Raw genomic sequence first — 25,476 nt, 5'->3', positions numbered from 1 at the left:
CTTCCGCTGCATCCCTTTGTCAGGCCAGCTCCAGTTGCAGCCAAGCCTCGGCCAGACTGCCGGCGATATCGCCGGCGCTCATGGCGCGCTGGCCGAGCCGCCGGGCCGAACAATCGCCGGCCAGCCCATGGATATATACGCCCAACGCCGCCGCTCGCTCGGCGGCAAACCCCTGGGCGGCCAGGGCGCCGATGATCCCGGCGAGGACATCGCCGCTGCCACCGGCGGCCATCCCCGGGTTCCCCGTCGGATTGACATAGACCTGCCCGTCCGGTGTGACCACCAGGGTGCGGGCACCCTTTAGAACGATGATACAACCCCACTCCCGGGCATAGCGCGTCGCCACACCGGCCCGATCCGACTGGACCGCCACTGTGTCGCATCCGGCCAAACGGGCCATCTCACCGGGGTGAGGCGTCAAGATGACGGGCCCTTTCGCCGCTGCCAACAGGTCGATGTTGTCTGCCAGGGCGTTGAGGCCATCGGCGTCGATGACGACCGGTCCGACGGCGCCTTCCAGGCAAGCGAGGAGGAAATCGGCCCGTTCCGCCGCCCGTCCCAGCCCCGGCCCGACGACAGTGGCCGTAAAGGCGCTTCGATCACGCTCCTGCAAAGACTGCCCCGTCAAACCGCCTGCTTGATCCGGCAAAGACCAGGTCATCGCTTCCGGAACCTGCGGGGCGACAAGGGGGAGGATCGTTTGCGGGACGGCCACCGTCAGCAGACCAACACCCGCCCGCAACGCACCCAGCGCCGCCAGCACGACGGCACCAGCCATCCCTGCCTGGCCGCCGGCGATCAGCAAATGGCCGAAATCCCCCTTGTGGGCCGTCGCCGGCCGCCGCCGAAGCCAACTCCGACAGAGCTCCTCCGTCAAAAGCGCCCGAGGGATATGGGTGCTCTCGATCATCTCCCGCGGCAGGGAGATGTCAGCCACAACGATCTCGCCGGCTGCCGATGCGCCCGGCTCCACCGCCAAGCCGAATTTCGGCAGCCCCAAGGTGACCGTGACGGTTGCGCGCAAGCAAGCAGAAGGGATTTTTCCGGTATCGGCTTCGAGCCCGGAAGGGAGATCGACAGCCACGACAGGCAATCCCGCCTCATTGATTATCTCAAAGGCGCGGCTCGCCAGCTCCGGTGTCGAGCCGGTAAAACCGGTGCCGTAGACGGCGTCCACCACCAGATCGGTTGACAGGATCGCCATCCGCAACGCGTTCAGGTCCTTGGGATCCATGAGGGCATAGACCTTCCCGCCCATGCGCTGATAGATGGTCAGATTGGTCAGCGCGTCGCCGCGCACCTCCCGCTCAGAAGCCAGCAAAAAGAGTTTCACCTCGGCGCCGCTGTTGACCAGGTGCCGAGCGGACACAAAACCGTCTCCGCCGTTGTTGCCCTTGCCGCAGAGGAGCAACACCCGTTTCCCCCGGATGCCGCCGGGGAATTGGCGGGAGACCTCACGGGCAACCTGAATACCGGCATTTTCCATCAGAAGCAGCGAAGGGATGCCGAACTCGTCTGTAGCCCGTGCGTCGAAACGCCGCATCTCCTCCGCCGTTACAAGTCGCATCGCATCGCCTCCTCCCGCTTTGTCCGCCAGGCGATCACAGTGGCGATGGCATGGTCTCGGTCATGGGACAGGCTCACAGACCAGCCGTTCCAGCCTGACTTCTCCACAAGACCTGCGGCAGCGCCGGTGAAGAAGAGCTGCGGTTTTCCCGCAGGATCGCGCAGCACCTCCATCTCCGTCAAGGCCGGCGAGCAGCCTGCCGGCAACGCCTTGATCACCGCCTCTTTGGCGGCAAAGCGAGCGGCAAAAGACTGCCAGGGGTTGGGTCGGCTCTCGCACTCGGCGATCTCAGCCGGTGAAAAGACACGCCGCAAAAAACGCGGATGCCGCTGCGCCGCCTCGCGGATGCGTGAAATCTCTACGATGTCACAGCCCACAGCCATGGAATCCACAGAAATCGTCGCCTCACAGTTGTTCAAAAATAGTATATCCTGAGAATAAATGCCAAAACCCTGCTTGACATACAGGGTTTTGGCGATTTTTACAACGGTCGGGCTTGCAGTTCGGCCTTTTCCCGCTCCGTTAAAATTTTGTCGAGATCCAACAAGATGAGCAGGCGTTCGTCTACCTTACCGACGCCTGTTAAGTAGTCCGAAGAGATGGTGCTGATCATCGGCGGCGGCGGTTCAATGGCGCTCTGAGGCATCCGCAGCACCTCCGTGACGGCGTCGACGATGATGCCCACCGTATGGCGTTCCACATTGACGACGATGATCCGCGTATTCGCCGTATGTTCTTCCTGGACGAGGCCGAAACGTTTTTTCAGATCGATGATCGGGATGATCTTGCCCCGCAGGTTGATGATCCCCTCGACAAAGGAAGGCGCCTGCGGGATCTTGGTCGGCGTCAACAGGCGGTTGATCTCCTGCACCTGCGTGATGGGCACCCCGTATTCCTCCGCGCCAAGCCGGAAGACGACCAATTGGATCTCACCCGAATCGCCTTTGATCTGGCTCATAGCCATTCCTCCCTTCACTGCCTGCCTCCGCGCAGGCCTCTCGTTCAATGTATCGCCGCAGGTTATTCCCTGCGAAGGTATTTTGCAAGCCGGATCGTATTGCCCTTTTCATTGAAGGGCACTTCATCCATGGCGGCCCGGATGAGCAGCAACCCCCTCCCCGTCTCACTGAGCGGATCAAAGGCTTCACTGAGCGGATCAGAGGCCGCCTTTCGGGGATCGAACCCGTCGCCTTGATCAGAGATCTCCACCCAAAAATGATCCTCTCCCACCGCATAGCGGAGGGTCACCTCTTTTTCCGGATTTTCCCGGTTCCCATGGACCACTGCATTCACGAGCGCTTCGATCAGGGCCAGCTTGATGAAGTCTAGATCCAACGCCTCCCAAGGGAGGGTGCTCACTTCGCCGATCACCCGCTCAACCGCTGCTTCCACATGGGCCAGAGAACTGGCGAATCGTATAAGTTCTATCGCCGCCACCAAGTTCTCCCTTCCTTCAGGCGATTCATGTCACTTCCGGAGCCCCCTCCGGGCACCGGCGCGTCGAGCACCTCGCCCCAATCGGCATCAACAAAACAGCATGGCTTCCTCATCATGCATCCTTGTCGCCCCGGTTCCGATTCCCCTTTTTCAGTACACCGCTTCGAGCCAATACACCTATTCGAGTCGTCAGGTCGAATGTCCTCCATCAGCGCATCGACAGAGCAAAGAGGCCCACTTCTCATCCTGCGATGCCTGCAACGCTCCGCTTCCCCGGATTCGAACTGAATCTCGATCAGCCCGACGGCGTTCCCGCTGGCGCATTTCTTGATCTGCTTTTTTTATTTCGCCACAAGGGGCCAGATTCCTTTTGCCTCTGTGTAATCCCTGTCGAAATCAGAAATACTTGTTGACAGCCTTTCGGTCATGAGATACATTTTGATCAAATACCCTACCGGGGGTATCGTAATGAAGGGAGGCTGCCGATGAAAACCGGCGACAACAGAGAGACCTCCGGAGAATCCTCCGCTCTCATCGATGGGGCAAACAGTCCGCCACTGCCGGCGCGAAACCGGCAAGACTTGATCAACCGCATGCGCCGGCTCGAAGGGCAGGTTCGCGGGATCACCAAGATGATCGAAGACGAACGCTACTGCGTCGATATCCTCTTCCAGATCAGCGCCGCCCGGGCGGGCCTGCAAAAGGTCGGTCTTTCCATCTTGGAAAACCACACCCGAAGCTGTGTGACCTCCGCCATCAAGGAGAACCGCGGTGACGAGATGGTGGCCGAACTGATCGATGTGCTGGATCGCTTCATGAAATAACGAATGCCAACGGAAGGAAGGATTGTCCATGACGGACGGTTCCGGCGGTGACAACGCCGCAGTCGCCAAAGTGACCCTGCTTGTGTCCGGGATGACCTGCGCCGCCTGCGCCAACCGCATCGAACGGAAACTGAACCGCCTTCCCGGCGTGATCACTGCCTCTGTCAATCTGACGACGGAAAAAGCCGTCGTCGAATTCTACAGCGGTGAAGTGAAAGCGGGCGATCTGATCGAGGCCGTTGTCGCGCTCGGCTTTCAGGCCCGCCTGGCCGAAGCGGTCGTAAGCGCCGACAGCGAGCAGGAACAGTTGCGCCGCCAATGGCTCCTCTTCGGGGCGTCGGCGGCCCTATCGCTGCCCCTGCTGCTTGTGATGATCGGCGAAATGACCGGACTTCCCCTCCCCGTCTGGCTGCTCGCCAAGCAGACCCAGTTTCTCCTGGCGACGCCGGTCCAGTTCGGCGCCGGTTGGTCCTTCTACAGAGGCGCCTGGAAGGCGCTGAAAAACGGTAGCGCCAACATGGACGTGCTCGTCGCCCTGGGCACATCGGCTGCCTACTTCTACAGCGTCTATGTCACCTTTTTCAGCCCTGCCGCCCACCACACCGATCATGTCTATTACGAGACTAGTTCCATCTTGATCACGCTGATCCTGCTCGGCAAGACCCTCGAAGCCGTGGCCAAGGGCCGCACCTCCGAGGCGATCAAAAAACTGATGGGTCTTAAGGCCAAAAGGGCCCGTGTCATCCGAGGCGGCCGTGAGTTGGACATCCCTGTGGAAGCGGTGCTCGCCGGCGATCTGGTCGTCGTCCGCCCCGGCGAAAAAATCCCTGTCGACGGCGTCGTCGAAGAGGGCGCCTCCGCCGTCGATGAGTCCATGCTGACCGGCGAGAGCCTACCTGTCGACAAGCAGCCCGGTGACACCGTCATCGGCGCCACCCTCAACAAGCAAGGCAGCTTCAAGTTCCGGGCTACCAAAGTGGGCCGCGACACCGCCTTGGCCCAGATCATCAGCGTCGTCGAGGAGGCCCAGGGCTCCAAGGCGCCCATTCAGCGGCTGGCCGACACCATCTCCGGTTACTTCGTCCCCGTCGTCGTCTCCCTGGCTGTCATCACCTTCTTTGTCTGGTATTTTGCCGTTGCGCCGGAAAACTTCACTCGGGCCTTGCTGAACTTTACGGCCGTACTGGTCATCGCCTGCCCCTGCGCCCTCGGCCTGGCGACGCCGACGTCAATCATGGTGGGCACCGGCAAGGGCGCTGAAAAAGGCATCCTCTTTAAGGGCGGCGAGCACTTGGAAAATGCCCACAAGGTCACGGCTGTCATCCTCGATAAGACGGGGACGATCACGAAAGGCAAGCCCGAGTTGACCGATCTCATCGGCCTTGGCGACTGGGCAGGCCGGGAAGCGGAACTGCTGACCATCGCCGGACAGGTGGAAAAACCTTCAGAGCATCCCCTGGCCGAGGCGATCGTCAAAAAGGCTGCCGAATCGGGTTCCCCCATAAAAGATCCGGAACGCTTCCAGGCCATCCCCGGCCATGGCGTCATCGCCACCGTCGACGGGCGGCAAGCGTTGTTAGGCACGCGCCGCCTGATGGCAGAACAGGGTCTTTCCTACCGGGAGCATGAGCCGCTCCTGGAAAGACTGGAAAAGGAGGGCAAGACGGCCATGCTGCTCGCCTTGGACGGCCAGGTGATCGCCGCCATCGCCGTGGCGGACACGGTCAAGGAGTCATCGGCCCAGGCCATCGCCGAGCTGAAGGCCATGGGGATCCAGGTCTGGATGATCACCGGCGACAACCGCCGCACCGCCGAGTCGATCGCCCAAAAGACGGGCGTCGACCATGTCATCGCCGAGGTGCTCCCGGAAGACAAGGCCCGGGAGGTGCAAAAGCGCAAAGAGGAAGGCCATGTGGTGGCCATGGTCGGCGACGGCATCAACGACGCGCCCGCCCTGGCCATGGCCGATGTGGGCATGGCCATCGGCACCGGCGCTGATGTGGCTATGGCGGCGGCTGACATCACCCTCATGTCGGGCGACCTGCGGGCCATCGCGGCGGCCATCCGCCTCAGCCGCGCCACCATGGCCAATATCCGCCAGAATCTGTTCTGGGCGCTGATCTACAACAGCCTCGGCATCCCTGTGGCGGCAGCGGGGTTTTTGAGTCCCGTCATCGCCGGGGGGGCGATGGCGTTCAGTTCCGTCTCGGTGGTGATGAATGCGTTGCGGTTGCGGCGGGTTGAGCCGTACCGTCCTGAGCGCCTCTGAAACCAATAAAAACCGACCGCTAAATCTCTGCGAAATCGTTGAATAGTGCAGGGGGAAGCCGGGCCGTTCGCTAAGCGTTCCGCGGCGGCTCACTGGCCGGTTCCGCTGGCGCGCCAAAGCTCTCGGGCTAGTCTGCATGTCGATGGCGCGCCGGACGCTTCACCGGCTGCGCTCGCTCTTCGCCGCTCCACGCAAACCGCTCACGGCCCGGCTTCCCCCAGACACTTTTCGGTAATACGGCGAGACTAAAGACGACAACTTTCTTGGCCCGAATACGGTTACCTTGCTACCTTCCGGCCTCACTGGCCGGCAGTAATAAAAACTTTAAGGAGGGTTTCTCATGACGGATGTAACGTTGAAGGTGGAAGGCATGTCCTGCGGGCACTGCAAGGCGGCGGTGGAGAAGGCGCTGAAAGGCTTGCCTGGTGTGGCTTCAGTCGCCGTTGATCTGGCGGCCAAGGAGGTTGCGGTCCGCTTTGACGGAACGGAGACCGGGATCGAGGCGATTAAGACCGCCATCGACGACGCCGGGTATGATGTAGTCTCCTGATCTCTCCTCCTCTTCCCCGCCGGCGCGCCGGCGGGGTTGCTTTTTGACAATCTCCGATGAAGCCGGAGACTTTTTGGCTTTTTCCCTTGCGCATTTCTGCAAAGTGTGATAAATTCTTTAGTTGTGTGGCTTCACGCCACTCCCTGCTCCGTTCATGAGACGGGGCCATATGTCCGAAGGGAGGTGCCGATTGTGCGCGAATACGAAGCTGTAGTGCTGGTTCGCCCCAACCTGGAAGAGGAGGCCCTGCAAGGGGTCATCGACAAGTTCGTCAACCTTGTTCCTCAACAAGGTGGCGAGGTTGTCAAGGTGGACAAGTGGGGGAAACGCCGCCTCCAGTACGAAGTCAAGAAGTTCAAAGAGGCTTTCTACTTCCTCCTGAACTTCAAGGGCGAACCTGCTGTCGCCCAAGAGCTGGAGCGCGTCATGAAGATCTCGGATGACATCATCCGCTTCCTGGTCGTCCGCAAAGACGAACAGTAACGCCTGCCCGCCGAATCATCTATCCTTCCAGAGGGAAAAGGAGGTTTGAACCATGCAAGACAGAGGCGATAAGCCTGAACGCAGAAGCCGCAAGGGACGCCGTCCCCGCCGTCGCATCTGCTTCTTCTGCGTCGACAAGATCGAAACGGTCGACTACAAAGAAGTGGGCAAACTGCGCAAGTATATCACCGAACGGGGCAAGATTCTTCCCCGCCGGGTGTCCGGTTGCTGCGCCAAGCACCAGCGCCAGTTGACCAACGCCATCAAGCGTGCCCGCCATGTGGCCCTGCTGCCGTTTACCGTGAACGAATAGAAGCTGTTTTTTTGAAGCCGGAGAGATCTGAAAAATAAGGATCGCTCCGGCTTCATCCTTTTGTAGGTTTTTTTGTAGGTTTTTTATCCTGAATGTCGAATTTTTCCCTTGCCCATGACGCTCGGCGCAGTGACCCATTCCCGAAAGCGGCCGAATATGATGTGGGAAAACTTTCTCGCCTACCCCGGAACTCCCGCTCCCGGAAAGGAGTGATCCTCTTTGCAACCACTGTTCGCGCCCGGTTCCGCCCCGCCTGAAGGGCCTTCACGGGAAGAGATCCCATCTGTTTCCGACTCACCAGGCAAACCGTTGGAACCCCTTCTCGCGGACGGCTCGGTCCGACGGATCCCTTGGCGCAAGACAGTCGCCCTCGCATCCGTACTGGGTATGACCCTGGCAACGGCGGGATGTTCGGACGATCCCCCGCCTCCGCCTGACGATGGGCAAGTCAGTGCCGCTCAAGAGGCTTTCTACGAAGAAGCGGAAGATGTCGACGACAATGATCTATTCGTCTACAGCGGCGGCCATTACTACCCCTATCGCAGTTTTAACGGTCCCATGGCGGGAAACACCATCGTCCGTAAAGATAATGGGACCTATGTGCCTTATACGGGGTCTAAACACCCCCCTTCATGGACAGCCAACCCCGGTTACGTAAAGCCGGCAACCAGCGCCTCCAAGCCGACGACATCGAGCGGCGTCGGCACGGTAACCCGAAAGTCGAACGGCGGTTCCGGCAGTTCCTTCGGATCTTCCGGTTCCTCTGCCAGCTTCGGTTCATCCTCCTCCGGCGCCCGGTCCGGCTCCTCCTCGAGCGGCGGCTGATATTGACGATATCAAAAGGAGGATCCCCCATGCAACTCATCACGGATGTGGATCAAGCCATGGTATCCCTCTCCTTGAACAAAACAGCGCCCCTCTCCGCCGAAGTCGTAGAAGAGGTGCTCATCCGCCTAGAAGAGCAGCAGCGCCATTACCTCCTCACCTACTACCCGCAGGCGGGCGAGCGCCAAGAACACTGGCTGGTGCAAATCCCCGAATCAGTGGGCCAGTATGTGCCCAAAGAGCCTTTGGCCCCGACGGTGGAAGCGGCCCTGACCAAGTGGCTCTTGCAACGCCGGGTGCTCGTTGACGGCGATATGGCCATCACATTGGCTGAAGGTCTTTGTGCCCTGGGGTTGTCTTATCTCTGCCTCTACCATCCCCCATCGCCCCAGGAAGAGGCTCACTTCGAGTTCCGCAAACCTGAGTACCAGGGCGCCCTGCTCTTTTAGGGGGGGGGAATCTTGCGCATCTCCCCCGTTTTGTTGGAAGACCGCGAGGCTTATTTGGACTGCTGGGAAGCTGTGGCCGATGGCTTTGAAAAGAACTTCGCCTTTTCCTGGGCTTTTGACGCCCAGGGACAGCACTTTCTCAATCTGCACGCCTTCGTCCTGACGGCAGAAGAAGCTGCGGCTATCTGCGAGGCGCAAAGGCGAGTGACGGAACTGTTCCATGCCGTTGCCCTCTTCCTCGACAGCCATCCCGAAGCCCTCGACGCGCTCGGGATCCCCGATATCCTAAAGCCCCAGTGCTTGCGCCGCCCTCTCCCTTACCTGACCGCCCTCGGGCGTTTCGACTGGTATCTGACGACGGCTGGACCCAAGTTGCTCGAATTCAACAGCGAAACACCTTTTGGTCAGATGGAGGCCTGCCGGTTGCAGCCTGAACTGGCCCGCCTGTTTCATCCCGATCTAGCAGACCCCAATCGGGATATCGCCGACCGTCTGGGCGAGGGGCTGCGCGATTCCTTCCGCCGCCAAGGTGGAACGAGTGCGTCAGTAGTCGCCATCGTCGGCTTTTGCGCCGATCCGGAAGAACTAGCCATCCTGACCCTGATCCGGGAACTGGCCGACTACCCCTGCCCTGTCCTGATCGGCGATGTACAGGCCCTATCGGTGAATCACGCCGGTCAACTGTGCCTGGGCGGGGCACCGGTAGACCTGTTGCAGTCCTTCTATTCCGTCGAGTGGTATGCCCGCGATCCCGGCGGCCCTCAGTTCGTCGACTGCCTCGCTCAGGGACGGGTTAGGCTGATCAACCCGCCCTCCACCCTGATCCAGCACTCCAAGGCGCTCTTCGCCCTGCTCTGGCTGATCGCGCCCCAACTGGCGGCGCCCCTCCGTCAAACCGTCGAGCGTTATATCCCGTACACGGCCCTCGATCCCGATCCCCTGCTCGGCCGGCCTGCCTTGATCAAACCTATGCACAACCGAGAGGGCCTCGGCATTCTTTACTGCGAGTCCCTTTCCCTTCACGATGTGACACGAGATGACGTGATCTACCAGGAACGGGTGGACGCCATCGCCGTCCCCTTTCCGACGATGCGCAACGGCAGGTTCCGGGAGCGGCGCCTCTTGCCGACGATCGGCGCCTTCTGCGCCAAAGATGAATTGATCGGGTATTACACCCGTTTCAGCCCCTTGATCGCGGGGCCCCGGGACGTCTGCTGGGCGCCCACCCTGATTGAGGGAAACTGACAGAAGGGAGCGATTGCATTGGTTCCGGTGAATTTTTACAACGCCCTGCTGTATTTCGCCGTCTCGGCCTCGATCCTGTTGGCCGCCGTTTGGGTCTTCTTCCGGGTCACCCCTTACAATGACGCCGAGGAGATCCAAAAAGGCAACGGGGCCGTCGGCCTCACCCTGTCTTCTAAACTGGTCGGCCTCGCCTTGATCCTCTGGTCAGCCATCTCCCACAACGACACCCTGTCGGAGACAGCCATCTGGGGTTCTTTCGGCGTTGCGCTGATGATCTTCTCCTACCTCCTCTTCGACTGGCTGACGCCCAATCTGGCCACCAGAGAAGAACTGCAAAAAGGCAACAGGGCCGTCGCCTGGATCCAATCAGGCATCTTCATCACCCTCGGCTTGATCATCAACGCCTGCATCAGCTAAGACGAAAGGCCGCTTTTTCTCGACCACCCGAGGGTACAGAACACCCGGCTCTGGCGGGACGATGTCCCGCACCCGGATTTCAAAGATATGTTCGTTGTCAAAGTCGAAGAGATAGGCGAACTTCTGCCTGGACCGGAGATTCAACCGGATCAACTGGGCCTTATTCGCCTGGGCGGCAGAACCGGTGCGCGGTCCGCCAAACTCGGCCGCTTTATCAAAAAGCCGGTTGTTGAGATAAAAAGCGTAGCGGCGATCATCCTTCCAGTCAAAAGCTTGCTGGATGATCTCGTGCAACTGGTGCAGCGTCTGTTCCCCGGCGACCTCCACGTCGCGCGAGAGGCCCGGCGCTCCTTTTTGTTTTACACGGAAGCGGTAGATCGAGCTGCCGGCACTGTACGAAATGGCACCGGCAACAGGATCGCCGGCCCTTCCTGCCGCGGCGATTGCCAACAACCTGCCTAATAGGCGAGCCACCTCTCCCAATGCTCTCCAACCCGCATCGGCAAGATAGGCATCCCACGACAGTTCCCGCTCTTTTCGCCGCCGGTCAAAGTGCTCCCGCAACGGTTTGACAAACCGATCGTCCACCTCCAGACAGCCGAGCAGGCAGCAACGGTCTCCCAGCGGAAGCAGACGGGCGAAGAAAGACCGTCCCGCCTCGGGGGGCTCGAAGTAGCTATGCAAAGGGAGTTCCTGTTCCTGATCGCGCAACAAATCCCGAAGGCGGCAGCAGCTTTCCGCTCGCCACTCGAGAACCTTGTACAGTCCAAAGGGTTGATCTCGCCAATTCCGAAGCACCTCAGCCAGGCGAGGGTGGAGCAGATCGGGTTCGTGGCGCAGGCCGGGCGGGTGGCGATCGGACGGCAAGGCCATGGCCAGGTATTCGAGCAGCAAGCCCCGGGCGAGCGAATTCGGGCGCAACAGCAGTTCGGGAGAGGCGCCCATCCGGTTGCCCAACAGGACGATGGCCTGGGCCAGATCGGTCCGTTCCCCGCCATCGAGCCACTCGCTCCAGGCGCGCAGTACCTGGGACCAGTAAACCTCCGGCGCCGGCGGATCCTGGAGTGCCTGTCGCCATTCCTCCGGCAAGCCAAGGATCTCCGGGTTCAATACCGACATCGCCTTGACCAATCCCCGGCGCCAATCATCAAAAGAATGGCCATCGACACTGCGCAGACGTTCTGAAAAAGCCGGATACAGCCATAGGGGCAGCTGCCCCTGCTCCGTAGGCGGTGATGCTCGGTTGAAGAGGCGCCGCTCCCACAGGTGCATGCGGCTTTCATCCTTGCCCAGGATGACCAGTTCCCCTCCGATCAGGAAGAAACTGCAACGGCGATCCTGCCCTTCATCGAGCAGGCTCTTCCAATGAGAAGGCCGCTCTTCCCAGTAGTCATTGACCCGCAAAAGGGGAGTGAAAAGCTCGTCACTGCCGTCCAGATAGCCGGTCACCCGGAGCAGGTTACGCCTTACGTCATAGACCCGATACCAAAAGGGCTCACGCAAGCGCCTCAGCTTCTCGGCCATTGTCAAGCTGTGCGGTTCCGATGCCCAGACCGTCTGGACCCACCAGTGCATGCCGACCTGATAAAGGGTAATTTCCAGTTGCGATTCCACACAGGGATGACCGAGAATGTCCAGGATCAGCGGTTTCTCGATGACAGAGCTCTTGAGCCAACGGACGCTGTACCGGCACGTCCCTTCCCCATGGCCGGGACGCGGCGCCCTTTCCGACAATCGGCTAAGGTGAACATGCTCCGATTTCCAAGGCGAGATCAACGCAACATTCAGCAGATCCTCCGCCAAAAAATCGACCGCCCCACTGCCTCCTTGGAGATCGGACCGGCGCCCCTTATCCGAATCTTTCCGCTGTGCCATCCGCCGGCGCATGCGGGCATGGATGTGCCAAGGCGCCAGGGGCTCGCTCACGGGAAGATCGGCCTCTAGGAGACGTGCTTCCAGTGCCCGCCACCAAGGGAGCCCGTCCGGAGGGCCGAGGGGACCTCGAAGCGCCCCTTCTAACTCATAATCGTAGTTTTGCCAGGCATGGAGCCAGGTGAAGATCGTATCCTCTTGCGACATGCCGCGGGGGCGAAGCTTGTGCAGCAGCCTGCGGCTCTGTTCCGCCGAAAGCGCCGGCAGCGGCTGCAAGCTGCCGATCAACCTGCCCAGTTCCGGCCACTGCTCACCGACGACGGTGAGGTTGTCTCTGCTGCCATCGATGGCCTGCCAATGCCGGATCAGCGACTGGACAGCCTGCCCCAGTTCATCGCGGCTGACGGGAACCTCATGATTGACTCCGCTTTCCCACTGCCACTCCTGCCGGCTCATCTCCTGCCAGATCAGGAAAGAGGCGTCAGCAGGATTAAAACTCAATTGTCCCAGGCAAACCGTCAACGACTTGCCCCGACCTTGCCAGGCGGCGCGAAAACGGAACGCCGAATGGAACCAGCGAATCTCTCTCTGCGCATAAGCGCCGATAAAGGTTTGCCCGGTATTCCCTTCTTGGGGTTCTCTCTTCCGGTTCAAGAAAAGGATGTTCGACTGGCTCATTGGTCGATGACCCTTCTTTCTCGCCAATAAAAATGCCCCCGTAAAAAGGGGGGACCCAGAACAAGGTTTCTGAAATTCTGTTGTGTCAATCTTTCTCCGAAGTCCCAGAGCGTGCCGAAAGGCCCCCGAAAGAGGCAGATTGTTCTTTTATACGCTATCCTATTCGCGGTGCCCCCTTGCATTCCTGCCTTACAGATCCTTTTTCTCAAAAAAGTGGACAGCCACACCTACGGCAGCGATCAGATAGGCCATCGCGTAGACAACCATGGCACCGCTCGGCGGAGAGGCGGCGCCGAAAGGCCCCTGCGCCAAGGCGACCACCGGGGTGGCTTCCTGGACCGTCACGACCGTCATCAGTTTGCGGAAGAGCGCATCAATGGGAATGACGAGACTGACAATTATGCCGATATCCACAAGGGCGGCTTTGTGAACGATGCTCCCGATCTGTTCCAAAAAGCCGCCCACCGACGCCAGCACATAGAGGAGCACCGTCACGATCCCGGCAGTCAGGGGACGCAGGAGGGTGCTGAAGAGCAATGCCGCCGCCAACAAGACCAAAGGTTGCAAGACAAAGAGGAATGCGCCGTAGAAACCATGGCCAGCGTCGAGCAGAGCAAGGGACTTTCCGTTGTAGAACCGGTTCAGGAGCAGGATGCTGCCATAGAGCAACAAGCCAAATCCGGCGAGCATGGCGGCGTGACCGCAAAATTTGCCCACGATGACGGCCCGGCGGGTCAGGGGCTTCGACACAAGGGCATGAAGCAACCCTGTCTCCACCTCAGTCGCGATAGCGCCCACGCCGGCGAGCATGGCCAGCAGGGTCAGCAGAAAGGATGCGAAATAGAGACCCGCTCCCAGCAGTTGGTTGCCCACGATCTGACGCAGCACCGGCTGCTGCCCTCGCAATGCCTGCAATCGCTCAAACTCCCGGGCAGCGAAATCGAGGCCGATGGCGTAGAGCAGCAAGAAAAGCAGCGAAAGCAGGAGCGCCGCCAAGAAGACCTTCTTGCGGGCGGCTTCCAGGAAGGTGAGACGGGCGAGGATCAGCATGGCTCAAGCCCCCTCGACGAAGTGCAAGAATAACGTCTCAAGAGATTCCACCTGCGGCGTCACCTCATAGACAGCCATCCCCGCCTCGACAAGGGCCTGAACAAGCGGCGGCGCAGCGAGGCGCCCGGCGTCTACGGTGAAGACGAGTTCCTGTAGCGCCATGCCGGAGGCCTCCCTATTCTTTTCTGCATCGAGGCTTCGCTGGGAGACTAAGGAAAACCCAGCGGCGGAGACAGCCGCTGCCAGCCGCTCCGGTGAGGCGCCGCCCACGACGGCGCGGATCCGGCTCGCCTGCGCGGCCAGTTCCTTCCAGTCGCCCTGGTAGATGAGCCTCCCCCCCTTGATGATGGCGATCCGGTCACAGACCGTCTCCAGTTCGCTCAGGAGATGACTGTTCAGGAAGACCGTCACACCGGCATCACGGAGCCTCGCCAACAGCTCCCGGACCTCCTTGCGACCGAGGGGATCGAGGGCCGATGTGGGTTCATCGAGAAAAAGCAGTTCCGGCTTCGGCAACAGGGCGCAAGCCAAGCCGATGCGCTGCTGCATCCCCTTGCTGTAGCTGCCGACAGTCCGATCGGCCCATCCCTCCATCCCGACGAGCCGGAGCACCTCCGACGCACGCCGCGCCGACTCTTCCGGCGTCAACCCGTACAGAGCGGCGTGCAGACGCAGCAGATCGGCTCCGGTCAGCCAGTCGTGGTAACGAAAATTTTCCGGCAGATAGCCCACCTTGCGCCGAATCTCCACATCGCCGAGAGGCTTTCCCAGGATGCGCGCCTGCCCCTCTGTGGGGTGGATCAGGCTGACGAGCATTTTGACCAGGGTGCTCTTGCCGGCACCGTTCGGTCCCAGCAGACCGAAGAGGGCGCCGCGAGGGACCTGGAGGGAGATCTCCCGGCATCCTCCCGTCCCCCCGTAGGTCTTGGTGAGCCCCTCCGTTTCTATGGCAAACATCCCTTGCTTCCCCTTTGCTTTGCGCACTTTCTGATCGGATCGAGCCTGTCAGCTCAGACCTGATTTTTTCCGCCTCTCGACAGCGGCGGTTAGCGTAGCGAGCGGGCCAGCCGGACCGCGCCTTCCCTGTCCAGGTCCCCTTCTATCCGGTAGAGGAGCCCGCTGTCGACCCAGAAGAGAGAACTTTGCCCGCTGTGAACATTTTTCGCGAACAGCGCTTCTGTTCCGCCGATGTCCACCTTTTCCATACGCCCCTCAGCATAGGGGACGACCATCGTCCGCTGCCAGTCATCGATGGCGGCCAACTGGCTACGCAGGTCGGCCGGCAGGATCGGCAGATTGAGCAGTGACTTCCGCAGAGCGGCGGCGTTCATTCCCGGTGGGACCGTCATCTCGGGGCTGGCAAACTGATCGAGAAGAAAGGCTCGTCCACCCTCTGCCCCTTCGTAGACCAAACGCGCCCCGGCGGGAATGGCGATGCGAAAAGCTTTCCCCGATACATCAGGCGGGATCAGGTCCTGCGCGCCGAGCCCCTCCAGCAGCCGGTTCACTTGATCCGTCTGGAGACGGAACTCGGCGAGGCCCCCCGTAAAAAGGGTCACCGTCTCAGCCCGCCGTAGACCCTTGGGGAGTTGGGTGGGCTGTTTTATGGCAAAAGGAAGTCGCTTTTGGGCTTCGCCAAGGGTGACAGGCAAGAATTCCGGTTTTTCAATGATCTCGACTGTACCGAACTGCTGGAGATCCACCTCGCCCACGTGGGAGCGGATCGATTGAGCCATCTGGTCCAACTGTTCCTGGGTAATCTTCACCGTCTGCATCCGCTGCACCCGGAATAGAGAGAGAAAATCGGCTGTCGCCTGCTGTACCAGCGGAAGGGTTAAGGCGCTCGCCAGCAAGGCTGCAGCCGATGTGGCAACCAGAATCTTTCTCCGGCGGCTGTTAAGACTGTTCATATCCAGTTCCCCCCTCATCGATTGGATAGAATAGGTGTTACCTGGCAAGGTTTCCTCTAAAATCAATCTTTCGCTGTTTTTGCCGCGACTATGCAGCGCTGTTGCAAAAAAAAAAACGCCGCCGGCGCGCTGGCGGCGGCGACATTTTCGACGATTCTGTTCATGTTTCCACCGGAACTCGCCGGTTGAGCACCTCAAGCACCTTGACACGCCCATCGGAGAAACGGATCGTCCACCGAACGGTCTCTCTTCCCATGGTCGCCTTCAGAATCGCGCCGTCCGTCCCATCCTCTCCGTTCGGCAGGCGCAAAGCCAGCGCGCCGCGAGGGCAAACCTTGAGGCATGCCGTACAATCCCAGCAGAGAGAGGGCTCCCGATAGTGAATTTTACCGTCTTCCCCCGGCGTCAACAGGTTTCCCGGGCAGATGGCGGCGCACCGGTACCCGCCTCCGCAACCGTTGCAAAGTTCCCGGTCGATTAACACAACCACCGATCACACCCACCCTTCCGGGGAACGACGCAGCGGCTTGGCCGCCGCGTCGGGAGTCTTCCCATGCCGGATTTTGCCGCGCCCACCCCATGTCTACAGGTACCGCTGACAACGGTCCTGCCTTGTTCTCCACTGTATGCGCTAGGGCTGTCGCCAGTGACGGTATGCTCTCAGCTTTCCTTAACGCCCGTTCTCCAGTACCTCATTCAGGCTGCCGGTCCGATAACCGGTCAGGTCAAGGGTCACATAAGTGAAGCCGAGATTTTTCATATAACGGACGACATCGTCGGCATGGTCCGTGATCCGGCCGAGGCTCTCCCGTTCCACTTCAATGCGCAGCAGGCGATCATGAAAACGCGCCCGCACCTGATAAAAGCCAAGGCTTTTCAGATACTGTTCAGCCTTTTCCACCCGTTCCAGACCTTCCAACGTGATGGGGGTTCCGTAGGGGAAGCGCGAAGAAAGACAGGGGGAGGCCGCCTGGTTCCAGGTAGGAAGGCCCAGTTCTTTCGAAAGGGATCGGATCTCCGCCTTCGTCAAACCTGCCTCCAACAGGGGACTGCGCACATTCATCCGTCTCGCCGCCATCATCCCCGGCCGATAATCGCCCACATCATCAGCGTTGTTGCCGTCAAGGATGTAGGGGATCTGGCGGTCTTCGGCGATCTGCCAGAGCGTCTCGAAAAGGGCCGTCTTGCAGTGGAAACAGCGGTCAGGGCCGTTCTTGACGAAGGCCTCCCGAGAAAACTCGTCGGTGGAGACGGTCAGCAGGGGTGCGCCGATGCGGCTCGCCAGTTCACGGGCCTCGGCGACCTGATGCTTAGGCACCGTCTGAGAAATCCCCATGACCGCCAGCACCCGTTCGCCCAGGACATCATGGGCCGCTTTAAGTAGAAAGGTGCTGTCGACACCGCCGGAAAAGGCCACCAGGACATGGCCCATTTCCCGAAGGGCCGACTGGAGCGCGGCGTATTTGCCATCGGTCGTTGCAACAGGTGTTGTCGTCATCTCTCTTGATGCCTCCGTACTGCCGGTTGATACGAAGCGGGACCGGCAAAGGTTAGGGTTTTAGTCATGGGCTTACTGAATATCCAGCTCGAATGCAATATTCGTCTTTGCCTTAATGATGATTCGGCGCGGAAACCTTATCATCCTCCTCACAATGCCGGCCGCCTGGCCTCCCTTGTTTTTGTTCGTGATCGGACAAGTACTTTTTTATAAAACCCCGCTTTTTTTGCGCAGTCGCTATTGCCAGTATTTTTCGCAACAAAAAAGCGTTGTGATTTTGTATTATTATGTGTAGTAATGTATTCAATAAGTATTTTGGAGGTATAACGATGAATCGCCGTAGTTTTTTAGGAAGTGCTTTGGCGGCTCTTGCAACCCTTCCCTTTGGATCGCTGACGGCGCTTGCGGCAACGCCTCAGTTCGGCTCCCGTCAACTCTACCGGGGTGTTTCCGGCGCCGATGTGCAACAACTGCAAGGTTATCTGAAAGAGATGGGCTATTTTGCCGAAGAACCGACCGGCTATTTTGGAGCCATTACCTTCGATGCGCTGAAGCAGTTTCAGGCCTACCGCGACTTGATCATAGACGGGGTGGCAGGGCCGCAAACCTTCAAAGCCTTGCGCCCGCAGATGCTTGATTGGTTTGACAGGGGCACCTATCTGCTGCCTGTCGGCCGTACCGCCAAGGTAACCGATCCGATCACCGGCCTTTCCTACAGGGTCAAACGGACCGGCGGCGTCAAGCATGCCGATGTGGAACCAGTCACCGCCTGGGATACCTCTGTCATGAAGCGGATTTACGGCGGCGTCTGGAGTTGGAACCGCAAGCCTGTCATTGTGACTATCAAAGGGTGGCGGATCGCCGCCTCGATCAACGGCATGCCTCACGGCTATGACACGATCGCCACGAATCAGATGCAGGGGCAAACCTGCATCCACTTCCTGAACAGCCGGACCCACGAGGGAAACCGACTGGATCCTGACCATCAGTCAGCTGTGCGCAAGGCGGCTACCTTCATGTAACAGGGCCTATAAGCGGTAAATCAGATGATTCGGAGGAAAAACAGGAACCTATAGAAAAAAATTCCATACTGTGTAGTGAACGCAGCTTGCATCGATGGGATGAGGGGGGAAAAGGGATGGCTCATGGGTACAGAGGCTTCTGGGGAAGCTTCGGTGTCGTCGCCGGTCTGGTCATTGCCTTGATCGTGATTGGCGCTTTCTATCCGACCATTATCGGCTACGGTTATGTTGAATCCTGAGGAAATCAGCTTTTGATAACGGAGAAGAGGAGGGACCTCTATGGGCGCCAGATGCGGCAGCGGATATGGCCATATCGGCAACTACATTGTTGCCCTGGCCATCCTGATCATCATCATTGCCATTCTAGGAACCGGCTTCGGATATGGTTACGGGAACGTATAAGGAAGCGTAAAAGGGAACGATACAGGGGAGCGCCGGCCAGACAGGTCCGGCGCTCCCCTGTTTATCAGGCAAGCGTCAAGGGCTTTTCCCGGTTGAACAAATATTTTTTCTTTGCGAAAATCCTCTCATTCCTTGACAGGATTCCCCGCCGCTTCTATCATGGAGTCTAGTAAATATAAGATATTCCGACTTAGATAGTTGGTTTTGCAGCAAGGAGTGTGGTATCGATGGAACGGATCGCCCAAGATGTGACCGCCTTGATTGGAAATACGCCGATGGTCCGACTGCGCCGGATTCTCGGCTCGGCAGTTGCCGGCGGTGCCGCTGCGGCTGTCGGCAGCGACGAAGAACCGGTCGCTGCCGGCGGCGCTGTGACGGAGATCGTCGCCAAGCTGGAGTACTTCAACCCCGGCGGCAGTGTGAAGGATCGCATCGGCCTCAACATGATCAAGGATGCCGAAGAACGGGGCTTGCTGCGACCTGGCGCCGTCATCGTCGAACCGACGAGCGGCAACACCGGCGTCGCCTTGGCCATGGTGGCCGCTGTCCGCGGCTACCGGCTGATTCTGACTATGCCGGAGACGATGAGCGTCGAGCGACGCAATCTTCTCAAGGCCTTTGGCGCCGAATTGGTGCTCACCCCCGGCGCCGAGGGGATGCGCGGCGCGGTCCAAAAGGCGGAGCAGATCGTAAAGGAAACGCCCGGTGCGATCATGCCCCAACAGTTTGCCAACCCGGCCAATCCGGCCATTCACGAGGTGACCACCGGTGAAGAGATCTGGCGGGACACAGACGGCAGGGTGGACATCTTCGTCGCCGGCGTCGGCACCGGCGGCACCATCACAGGAACGGCCAAAACGCTGAAACAACGAAATCCCAACCTCCAGGTCATCGCTGTCGAGCCGGCTGGATCGCCCGTCCTTTCCGGCGGCAAGCCGGGCCCCCACGGGATCCAGGGCATCGGCGCTGGCTTCATCCCGGATGTGTATGACAGCAGCCTCATTGACGAGATCCTCCCTGTCGCTGACGCCGACGCCCTCGCCACCAGCCGTCGCCTGGCCCGGGAAGAGGGGCTGCTCGTAGGCATCTCCGCCGGCGCCGCCGCCTTCGCCGCCATCGTGGCGGCCAAGCGACCGGAAAACCGGGGCAAGCGCATCGTCGTCCTCCTGCCCGACACGGGAGAACGCTATTTGAGCACGAGCCTATTTTCTGAAGGATAAAATCGCCTTTTTCCGTTGACTTTAGGCCATAGCTCCCCTATTGTAGGAGAGGAATGTTAAGGTTGGGGGAGTTGCCGTGGAAAACCTGTATATTGTCGCCATCATTCTCGGTATCGTGGAAGGCCTCACAGAGTTCATTCCCGTGTCCTCAACAGGACACATGATCCTCGTCGGCAGCCTCCTTGGCTTCGAGGGGGATAAAGCGGCCACCTTCGAGGTCTTCATCCAGTTGGGCGCCATCCTGGCTGTCCTCGTCCTCTACCGGGACCGTTTCTTGAACCTGATCTTGAACCTCTTCGCTGACGGCATCCGTTTCGATGACCGTGGCTTTACTGTCTGGCATGTGGCCATCGCCATGGCGCCAGCCTGCCTCTTCGGTTACCTCTTTCACAAGCCGATCAAGGCCTATCTCTTTTCCGATAAGACGGTCCTCATCGGCCTCGTTTTAGGCGGCCTTCTCATGCTGGCTGCCGCCTGGTGGCGCGGTCCCCTTCGCCCCATTGACGTTCTCGAACGGATCAACTACCGCCAGGCGCTCTTTGTCGGCCTCATCCAGTGCCTCTCTCTCTGGCCCGGTTTTTCTCGCTCCGGCGCCACCATCGCCGGCGGGATGCTGGCCGGCATGACCCCGGCGGTGGCCGCCGAGTTCTCCTTCATCGTCGCCGTGCCGATGATGGCCGTCGCCACGGGCTACGACATGTTGAAGTCTTACCCGCTCCTCGATGCGTCCGACCTGCCCTTTTTTGCCCTCGGCTTTGTGGTTTCCTTTGTCGTCGCCTGGGCGGCCATCGTCTGGTTCTTGAAGCTGCTGCAGCAGATCGGTTTGGCGCCCTTCGCCTACTACCGCTTCCTCGTGGCGTTGCTCTACGGCGTCTTGGTGATCCTGTAAAACACCTGCTTCACCGCTACATAGGGCGGAAAAAGGGCGTGGCCGCTGCCCCAGCGACCAGCCCTTTTTTATTGCCCTTTTGCTATTCATCCTTTGAAATCTCCGGTATCGTGTCGATCTCCTGGAGTCCGCTGATGCCGTCAATCTCTTGAATCTCTTCGACAGCCTCCGGGTCACCCTGAGCATTCTGCAACCCTCTTTTTTCATCACCCTTTGCAGCAGTTTGCCCGGTATCCCCGGCTGGTGACTTGGGACGAAGCGGCATGGCTCTCCAACCTCCTTTGTCTTCAGAGGTTAGTATCACCTTCCGCGAGCTTCCTATCACTATCGGGAACGACTCACTTACAAGGGTAGCTGACAAGGGAAGCTAACCGGGGGCTTTCGACAGCTAGGAAGACAAAGGCAAGAATTCCTTTTCTTCTTCACAGGTTGTTCACATTCAACCCTAAATCGCGAAGCATCTGGATATCCTCAGCCACCGTCCGACCGCTCGTTGTCAGGTAGCTGCCTACGAGGGCGGCGTCGGCGCCGGCTATGAAAGGAAGCGATTGCAGGTCGCGCAGCGCCCCTTCTCGTCCGCCGGCCATGCGGATGCGGGCTGAAGGCAGGATCAGGCGGTAGAGGGCGATCGATTTGAGGATCTCCAGCGGAGGGATGAGCGGCTGCCCTTCCAGGGGCGTCCCGGCGATGGGATTGAGGATGTTGATCGGCACTGATCGGATGCCCAGCTCCCGCAGTTCAAAGGCCATGTCGATGCGATCATCGATCGTCTCTCCCATGGAAAAGATCCCGCCGGAGCATACGACCATGCCGGCAGCTTGGGCAGCCCGGATCGTGGCGATCCGCTCGTCATAGCTGTGGGTGGTGCAGATCTGCGGGAAGAAGCGGCGCGACGCCTCCAGGTTGTGGTGGTACATGGTGACGCCCGCTTCAGCCAGCCGGCGCAGTTGGGCCTCATTCAGAATTCCCAGCGAGGCGCAGAGGCTGAGCTTCGTTTCCCGGCGGAGCCTCTCGTAGATGGCGAGCACCGGCTCCAATTCGGCATCGCTCATCCCCCTGCCGCTGGTGACCAGGGAAAAGCGGTGGGCGCCTTCCGCCTCCATCACCCTTGCCCGGCCGACGATGGCATCAGGATCCAGCAGGTCGTAGGTTTTTACGCAGGCCTGATGGTGGGCCGACTGGGCGCAAAAACGGCAATCTTCGGAACAAGCGCCTGATTTGGCGTTCACGATGGAACAGAGATCGACCTTTCCGGCGCCGAAATGATCGCGCACACGGCGGGCTACGTCCATGAGCGTGTAAATATCGCTTCCTTCGATCCGGGCAAGCTTGCCGGCTGTCTCCCGATCGAGAACCGCACCGGCAAAAAGGGCGGCTTCTGTTTGTCTGATGATCGACTGCATGGTGTCATCGTCCTTTCGGTCTCCCCTGTTTTGCAGCGCTGTTTCGCTAAGCCTTCTCTGCTGCGCGTCGCCTCTCTAGAGCAAGACGCAAATGAGGCCCTTCGCAAAGGTCGAGAAGGCATTATTGTAAACTAATGCTATGTAACTCGGTTGACGATATGATTATACGCCCCATCGGGTTCCTTGTCGATAGACTCCTGCCTCTCCCCAATGAATTCCTTTCTTGTTCTTCCTGCCTCTTTCCCTTCTTGCGTCAGGCTTCATTTCTTGTTACCCTTGATCTAGATACTGCTTGCGCGTTATAATATCGTTTCCTTGTTTCTTTCTTCCGAGAAAGGAGGCGTCACCTTGTTGATCCACCATGACATCCTGCTCTTTCTGGCTCAGCGGATGACGATCGTCATCACCATCTCCTTTTTGCTTTCCCGTCACCCGGCCATCCGCCGCTTTTTCGCCAACCGGACGACGAGCCGCGAAGATGTGTACCGCCTGATCGTCATCTTTGGCGGTCTCTCCATCATCGGCACCTATGCCGCCATCCCCATCGACGGCGCTTTGGCCAACTCGCGGGTCATCGGCCCCGTGCTGGCCGGTCTGCTGGGCGGACCGCTGGCCGGTTTTGGCGCCGGTCTGATCGGCGGCGTTCACCGCTTCGCCATGGGCGGCTTCACCGCCCTGGCCTGCGCCATCTCGACAGTCACGGAAGGCCTTCTGGCCGGCTTGATTCGGCGCTATCACCCGCAAGCCCTGAGCGGCACCGGCGCTCTCATCACCGGTCTGATGGCGGAGACGCTCCAGATGCTGATCATCCTGGCGGTGGCACGGCCCTTCGAAGACGCCGTCCTGCTGGTGAGCCATATCGCCCTGCCCATGATCACCGTCAATGCCGTCGGCATCGCCGTCTCGGTCATGCTGATCCAGGATATTCGCTCCCAAGAGGAGCAGGCCGGCGCGCTGGAGGCGCAAAAATCGCTGCGCATCGCCAACATCACCCTGCCCCTGCTCCGTCGCGGCCTCAACGAAGCGTCGGCCCTGGCTGTCGCCAAGGTCGTCAAAGACATGACCGACCTGGACGCCGTCGCCCTGACTGACCGGGAGAAGATCCTGGCCCATGTCGGCCTTGGCGCCGACCACCACCTGGCCGGTCAGCCGATCCTGACCCGGGCCACCGAAGAGGCCTTGCAGACGGGCGGCCCGGTCATCGCTTCATCGAAAGATGAAATCCAATGCGCCCATCCGGACTGCATCCTCCATGCGGCCGTCATCGTCCCCCTGCTGAGCAAGGACAAGCCGGTAGGTACCCTCAAGCTCTACCGGACCAAGCAGGTCGGCATCGTCGATGAAGAACTGGCCAAAGGCCTTGCCCACCTCTTCTCCACCCAGCTCGAGATCGCTGAACTGGAGCGCCAAGCCCGCCTGGCCGCGACGGCGGAGATCCGCGCCCTCCAGGCCCAGATCAATCCGCACTTTCTCTTCAACGCCCTCAACACGGTGGCTTCCTATGTGCGCACCCACCCGGAGACGGCGCGCAACCTCCTGATCCAACTGGGCGATTTTTTCCGCAAAAACCTGCGCGAACCCTCCCAGTTTGTCTCTCTGCGAGAAGAATTGGCTCACATCGAGTCTTACCTGGCCCTGGAAAAAGCCCGCTTTGAAGACCGGTTGCAGGTGATCCATGATATCGATCCGGCTGCCCTGGGTTGCCCTATTCCCCCCCTGCTGCTGCAGCCGCTCGTCGAAAACGCCTTGCGCCATGGCCTGCTCCCGCTGCGCGACGGCGGCTCCGTCACCATCCGGGCGCACCGCTGCGCGGAGGGGCATGTCGACATCTCCGTCGAGGATGACGGCGTGGGCATGACGCCGGAAAAGGTGGCCCAATTGCTGGTACGGAACGGGTCGCCCTGCGCCGTTTCCGGCGGCATCGGTCTGCGCAACGTCCATGAGCGCCTGCGCAGCATCTATGGTCCCGATTACGGCCTGCGCATCGAATCAAAGCCCGGCCTGGGCACCATCTGCGCCTTGCGCATCCCCGACAAAGACATCTCCCTGTTGATGGCCAGCTAGACGTTCAGGAGGGAATAGGTGATGATCATTCGCACTTTTCTCGTCGATGACGAAGCCCCTTCCCGGCGGGAACTGCGCTTTTTATTGGAAAAACACCCCGACTGCCGCATCGTCGGCGAGGCCGGCGGCGGAGAGGAGGCCCTGGACATCCTGGCAGACCTCCCGGTCGATGTGCTCTTTCTCGACATCCAGATGCATGACCTCGACGGCCTGTCGGTGGCCCGCCAACTCCTGGAACAGAACCGTCTGCCTCTTGTCGTCTTCGCCACCGCCTTTGACGCCTATGCCCTCAGCGCCTTCGATGTCCATGCCCTCGATTACATCCTCAAACCCTTCGATCCGGAACGCCTGGAGGCGACATGGCGGCGCGTTCGGGAACGACTGGCGCAGCAGACAGGTTTGGATGAGCACCTGGCAGAGTTAAAGGCCCTGCTGCTCAGCCGGGAACCGCTGTCCGCCGTCCGGACCGGGCCTGACGAATGGACAGGCGGGGCTCCGGGGGGATTGCGCGGAAAAGCGCTGGCTGAACCGCCGGCATGGATGGAAGAACCGGCTGCCCCTCCGACAGAACCCGGCGCAGGCAGCAGTTGCGCCGGCAATGGCAGCGGCATATCCGGCAGCAACGGCCAGGAGCGTCACCGCGCCTTTGACCGCGTGGCCGCCAACAAAGAAGGCAAACTGCTCCTCGTCGATGTGTCCAAAATCCTCTACGCCACCGTGGAAGGACGCAAAGCGCTGATCAAGGTCGACGGCGAACTGCTGGAATTGAACCTGACCTTGCAGGAATTGGAGGATCGCCTCGACCCGGACCGTTTCTGCCGGACCCACCGGGCCTTTCTCGTCAACCTGTCGGCGATCCGAGAGATCGTCCCCTGGTTCAACGGCGCCTATAACCTGATCCTCCACGACAAGAGTGAGGTCCCTGTCAGCCGACATTACGCGCGGCAACTGAAAGACCTGCTGGGTCTCTAGTCCTGTCATTCATGCAAAAAAGCGTGCATCTGATGCGCGCTTTTTTTCCTTTCATGCAACTTTTCTAGCCATTCGTGATTTCGTTCACTAAACTGATAGACAACCGGACTTTATCCC

General features: G+C 59.9%; 28 protein-coding genes. 16 read left to right on the top strand and 12 right to left on the bottom strand.

Translation table 11 applies throughout. The features are described 5' to 3' along the window. Positions 1–19: 19 nt before the first annotated feature. The 4 genes from HM1_RS07675 to HM1_RS07660 form a co-directional block, all read right to left on the bottom strand. Positions 20–1,567 (bottom strand): bifunctional ADP-dependent NAD(P)H-hydrate dehydratase/NAD(P)H-hydrate epimerase, encoded by a 1,548-nt coding sequence (locus tag HM1_RS07675; RefSeq protein WP_012282780.1) that lies wholly within the window; start codon positions 1,565–1,567, stop codon positions 20–22. Then, complete coding sequence (acpS, locus tag HM1_RS07670) at positions 1,555–1,986, bottom strand: holo-ACP synthase (RefSeq protein WP_202943735.1); 432 nt, start codon at positions 1,984–1,986, stop codon at positions 1,555–1,557. The genes HM1_RS07675 and acpS overlap by 13 nt, the downstream gene beginning before the upstream one ends. Before the next feature lie 62 nt (positions 1,987–2,048). Continuing rightward, positions 2,049–2,531 (bottom strand): chemotaxis protein CheW, encoded by a 483-nt coding sequence (locus HM1_RS07665; RefSeq protein ID WP_012282778.1) that lies wholly within the window; start codon positions 2,529–2,531, stop codon positions 2,049–2,051. Between the two features lie 56 nt (positions 2,532–2,587). Beyond that, positions 2,588–3,004, bottom strand: coding sequence for an ATP-binding protein (locus HM1_RS07660; protein ID WP_207643767.1), 417 nt, complete (start codon positions 3,002–3,004; stop codon positions 2,588–2,590). A 485-nt stretch (positions 3,005–3,489) separates the two neighbouring features. Between HM1_RS07660 and HM1_RS07655 the strand changes: the two genes are divergently transcribed. From HM1_RS07655 to HM1_RS07615, 9 genes are all read left to right on the top strand, one after another. Further along, on the top strand, positions 3,490–3,828 hold the full coding sequence (locus HM1_RS07655) for a metal-sensitive transcriptional regulator (RefSeq protein ID WP_012282775.1): 339 nt from the start codon (positions 3,490–3,492) through the stop codon (positions 3,826–3,828). A gap of 28 nt (positions 3,829–3,856) precedes the next feature. Beyond that, positions 3,857–6,097, top strand: coding sequence for a heavy metal translocating P-type ATPase (locus tag HM1_RS07650; protein ID WP_012282774.1), 2,241 nt, complete (start codon positions 3,857–3,859; stop codon positions 6,095–6,097). A gap of 340 nt (positions 6,098–6,437) precedes the next feature. Next, positions 6,438–6,647 carry a copper chaperone CopZ gene (copZ, locus tag HM1_RS07645; protein WP_012282773.1) on the top strand — a complete coding sequence of 70 codons (210 nt, stop codon included), beginning with the start codon at positions 6,438–6,440 and terminating at the stop codon, positions 6,645–6,647. Between the two features lie 192 nt (positions 6,648–6,839). Next, on the top strand, positions 6,840–7,130 hold the full coding sequence (gene rpsF / locus HM1_RS07640) for a 30S ribosomal protein S6 (protein WP_012282772.1): 291 nt from the start codon (positions 6,840–6,842) through the stop codon (positions 7,128–7,130). A 52-nt stretch (positions 7,131–7,182) separates the two neighbouring features. Beyond that, positions 7,183–7,443, top strand: coding sequence for a 30S ribosomal protein S18 (gene rpsR, locus HM1_RS07635; RefSeq protein WP_012282771.1), 261 nt, complete (start codon positions 7,183–7,185; stop codon positions 7,441–7,443). Between the two features lie 219 nt (positions 7,444–7,662). Further along, on the top strand, positions 7,663–8,268 hold the full coding sequence (locus HM1_RS07630; protein WP_148207107.1) for a hypothetical protein: 606 nt from the start codon (positions 7,663–7,665) through the stop codon (positions 8,266–8,268). Positions 8,269–8,297: 29 nt separating this feature from the next. Next, complete coding sequence (locus HM1_RS07625) at positions 8,298–8,717, top strand: hypothetical protein (protein WP_012282769.1); 420 nt, start codon at positions 8,298–8,300, stop codon at positions 8,715–8,717. A gap of 12 nt (positions 8,718–8,729) precedes the next feature. Next, positions 8,730–9,962 (top strand): glutathionylspermidine synthase family protein, encoded by a 1,233-nt coding sequence (locus HM1_RS07620; RefSeq protein ID WP_012282768.1) that lies wholly within the window; start codon positions 8,730–8,732, stop codon positions 9,960–9,962. Between the two features lie 27 nt (positions 9,963–9,989). Further along, a complete protein-coding gene (locus HM1_RS07615) occupies positions 9,990–10,379 on the top strand; it encodes a DUF350 domain-containing protein (RefSeq protein ID WP_041315053.1) in 390 nt (129 codons plus the stop codon). Here HM1_RS07615 and HM1_RS07610 read toward each other — a convergent pair. The 6 genes from HM1_RS07610 to larE all read right to left on the bottom strand — a co-directional run bounded on the left by HM1_RS07610 (position 10,329) and on the right by larE (position 17,387). Further along, positions 10,329–12,929: an IS1096 element passenger TnpR family protein gene (locus HM1_RS07610; RefSeq protein ID WP_012282767.1), complete on the bottom strand. Its 2,601-nt coding sequence runs from the start codon at positions 12,927–12,929 to the stop codon at positions 10,329–10,331. The genes HM1_RS07615 and HM1_RS07610 overlap by 51 nt on opposite strands. Positions 12,930–13,118: 189 nt before the next feature. Beyond that, positions 13,119–13,979, bottom strand: coding sequence for an ABC transporter permease subunit (locus HM1_RS07605; protein ID WP_012282766.1), 861 nt, complete (start codon positions 13,977–13,979; stop codon positions 13,119–13,121). Positions 13,980–13,982: 3 nt separating this feature from the next. Then, positions 13,983–14,936 (bottom strand): ABC transporter ATP-binding protein, encoded by a 954-nt coding sequence (locus tag HM1_RS07600; protein WP_012282765.1) that lies wholly within the window; start codon positions 14,934–14,936, stop codon positions 13,983–13,985. Between the two features lie 89 nt (positions 14,937–15,025). Continuing rightward, positions 15,026–15,889: a DUF4367 domain-containing protein gene (locus HM1_RS07595; protein ID WP_049754078.1), complete on the bottom strand. Its 864-nt coding sequence runs from the start codon at positions 15,887–15,889 to the stop codon at positions 15,026–15,028. 160 nt (positions 15,890–16,049) lie between these two features. Beyond that, positions 16,050–16,379, bottom strand: coding sequence for a 4Fe-4S dicluster domain-containing protein (locus HM1_RS07590; RefSeq protein ID WP_041313559.1), 330 nt, complete (start codon positions 16,377–16,379; stop codon positions 16,050–16,052). A gap of 180 nt (positions 16,380–16,559) precedes the next feature. Next, complete coding sequence (gene larE / locus HM1_RS07585; RefSeq protein WP_012282762.1) at positions 16,560–17,387, bottom strand: ATP-dependent sacrificial sulfur transferase LarE; 828 nt, start codon at positions 17,385–17,387, stop codon at positions 16,560–16,562. Between the two features lie 329 nt (positions 17,388–17,716). On the opposite strand from larE, the gene HM1_RS14615 reads away from it, so the two are divergent. From HM1_RS14615 to HM1_RS07570, 5 genes are all read left to right on the top strand, one after another. After that, the gene (locus HM1_RS14615) at positions 17,717–18,409 is read left to right on the top strand and encodes a peptidoglycan-binding domain-containing protein (protein WP_012282760.1); all 693 of its coding nucleotides are present in this window, start codon (positions 17,717–17,719) and stop codon (positions 18,407–18,409) included. A gap of 116 nt (positions 18,410–18,525) precedes the next feature. After that, complete coding sequence (locus HM1_RS16380) at positions 18,526–18,648, top strand: hypothetical protein (protein ID WP_012282759.1); 123 nt, start codon at positions 18,526–18,528, stop codon at positions 18,646–18,648. Positions 18,649–18,688: 40 nt separating this feature from the next. Beyond that, entirely contained in the window at positions 18,689–18,811 is a 123-nt protein-coding gene (locus HM1_RS16375) for a hypothetical protein (RefSeq protein WP_012282758.1), read from the top strand. 227 nt (positions 18,812–19,038) lie between these two features. Further along, a complete protein-coding gene (gene cysK / locus HM1_RS07575; protein WP_012282756.1) occupies positions 19,039–20,031 on the top strand; it encodes a cysteine synthase A in 993 nt (330 codons plus the stop codon). Positions 20,032–20,107: 76 nt separating this feature from the next. Then, entirely contained in the window at positions 20,108–20,920 is an 813-nt protein-coding gene (locus HM1_RS07570; protein ID WP_012282755.1) for an undecaprenyl-diphosphate phosphatase, read from the top strand. A gap of 82 nt (positions 20,921–21,002) precedes the next feature. Here HM1_RS07570 and HM1_RS07565 read toward each other — a convergent pair whose 3' ends face one another. Both HM1_RS07565 and bioB read right to left on the bottom strand, forming a co-directional pair. Then, positions 21,003–21,185 carry a hypothetical protein gene (locus HM1_RS07565; RefSeq protein WP_012282754.1) on the bottom strand — a complete coding sequence of 61 codons (183 nt, stop codon included), beginning with the start codon at positions 21,183–21,185 and terminating at the stop codon, positions 21,003–21,005. Positions 21,186–21,342: 157 nt separating this feature from the next. Further along, a complete protein-coding gene (gene bioB, locus HM1_RS07560) occupies positions 21,343–22,323 on the bottom strand; it encodes a biotin synthase BioB (protein ID WP_012282753.1) in 981 nt (326 codons plus the stop codon). Between the two features lie 348 nt (positions 22,324–22,671). Here bioB and HM1_RS07555 point away from each other — a divergent pair, with 348 nt between their 5' ends. Further along, the gene (locus HM1_RS07555; protein ID WP_012282751.1) at positions 22,672–24,387 is read left to right on the top strand and encodes a sensor histidine kinase; all 1,716 of its coding nucleotides are present in this window, start codon (positions 22,672–22,674) and stop codon (positions 24,385–24,387) included. Positions 24,388–24,408: 21 nt separating this feature from the next. Further along, positions 24,409–25,359, top strand: coding sequence for a LytR/AlgR family response regulator transcription factor (locus HM1_RS14610; RefSeq protein ID WP_012282750.1), 951 nt, complete (start codon positions 24,409–24,411; stop codon positions 25,357–25,359). The last annotated feature ends 117 nt before the right edge of the window (positions 25,360–25,476 follow it).

The sequence above is a fragment of the Heliomicrobium modesticaldum Ice1 genome, assembly GCF_000019165.1.
GTDB lineage: Bacteria > Bacillota > Desulfitobacteriia > Heliobacteriales > Heliobacteriaceae > Heliomicrobium > Heliomicrobium modesticaldum.
This window is presented reverse-complemented; position numbering and strand designations above follow the sequence as displayed.

What these genes read in the sequence shown, in the direction of transcription:
- HM1_RS07605 (WP_012282766.1), bottom strand. Translation starts at nt 13,979, where the DNA reads ATGCTGATCCTCGCCCGTCTCACCTTCCTGGAAGCCGCCCGCAAGAAG.
- copZ (WP_012282773.1), top strand. Translation starts at nt 6,438, where the DNA reads ATGACGGATGTAACGTTGAAGGTGGAAGGCATGTCCTGCGGGCACTGC.
- HM1_RS07665 (WP_012282778.1), bottom strand. Translation starts at nt 2,531, where the DNA reads ATGGCTATGAGCCAGATCAAAGGCGATTCGGGTGAGATCCAATTGGTC.
- HM1_RS16380 (WP_012282759.1), top strand. Translation starts at nt 18,526, where the DNA reads ATGGCTCATGGGTACAGAGGCTTCTGGGGAAGCTTCGGTGTCGTCGCC.
- HM1_RS07655 (WP_012282775.1), top strand. Translation starts at nt 3,490, where the DNA reads ATGAAAACCGGCGACAACAGAGAGACCTCCGGAGAATCCTCCGCTCTC.
- rpsR (WP_012282771.1), top strand. Translation starts at nt 7,183, where the DNA reads ATGCAAGACAGAGGCGATAAGCCTGAACGCAGAAGCCGCAAGGGACGC.
- HM1_RS07675 (WP_012282780.1), bottom strand. Translation starts at nt 1,567, where the DNA reads ATGCGACTTGTAACGGCGGAGGAGATGCGGCGTTTCGACGCACGGGCT.
- HM1_RS07565 (WP_012282754.1), bottom strand. Translation starts at nt 21,185, where the DNA reads ATGCCGCTTCGTCCCAAGTCACCAGCCGGGGATACCGGGCAAACTGCT.
- HM1_RS07610 (WP_012282767.1), bottom strand. Translation starts at nt 12,929, where the DNA reads ATGAGCCAGTCGAACATCCTTTTCTTGAACCGGAAGAGAGAACCCCAA.
- HM1_RS07600 (WP_012282765.1), bottom strand. Translation starts at nt 14,936, where the DNA reads ATGTTTGCCATAGAAACGGAGGGGCTCACCAAGACCTACGGGGGGACG.
- larE (WP_012282762.1), bottom strand. Translation starts at nt 17,387, where the DNA reads ATGACGACAACACCTGTTGCAACGACCGATGGCAAATACGCCGCGCTC.
- bioB (WP_012282753.1), bottom strand. Translation starts at nt 22,323, where the DNA reads ATGCAGTCGATCATCAGACAAACAGAAGCCGCCCTTTTTGCCGGTGCG.
- cysK (WP_012282756.1), top strand. Translation starts at nt 19,039, where the DNA reads ATGGAACGGATCGCCCAAGATGTGACCGCCTTGATTGGAAATACGCCG.
- HM1_RS07595 (WP_049754078.1), bottom strand. Translation starts at nt 15,889, where the DNA reads ATGAACAGTCTTAACAGCCGCCGGAGAAAGATTCTGGTTGCCACATCG.
- HM1_RS07625 (WP_012282769.1), top strand. Translation starts at nt 8,298, where the DNA reads ATGCAACTCATCACGGATGTGGATCAAGCCATGGTATCCCTCTCCTTG.
- HM1_RS14610 (WP_012282750.1), top strand. Translation starts at nt 24,409, where the DNA reads ATGATCATTCGCACTTTTCTCGTCGATGACGAAGCCCCTTCCCGGCGG.
- HM1_RS07650 (WP_012282774.1), top strand. Translation starts at nt 3,857, where the DNA reads ATGACGGACGGTTCCGGCGGTGACAACGCCGCAGTCGCCAAAGTGACC.
- HM1_RS14615 (WP_012282760.1), top strand. Translation starts at nt 17,717, where the DNA reads ATGAATCGCCGTAGTTTTTTAGGAAGTGCTTTGGCGGCTCTTGCAACC.
- HM1_RS16375 (WP_012282758.1), top strand. Translation starts at nt 18,689, where the DNA reads ATGGGCGCCAGATGCGGCAGCGGATATGGCCATATCGGCAACTACATT.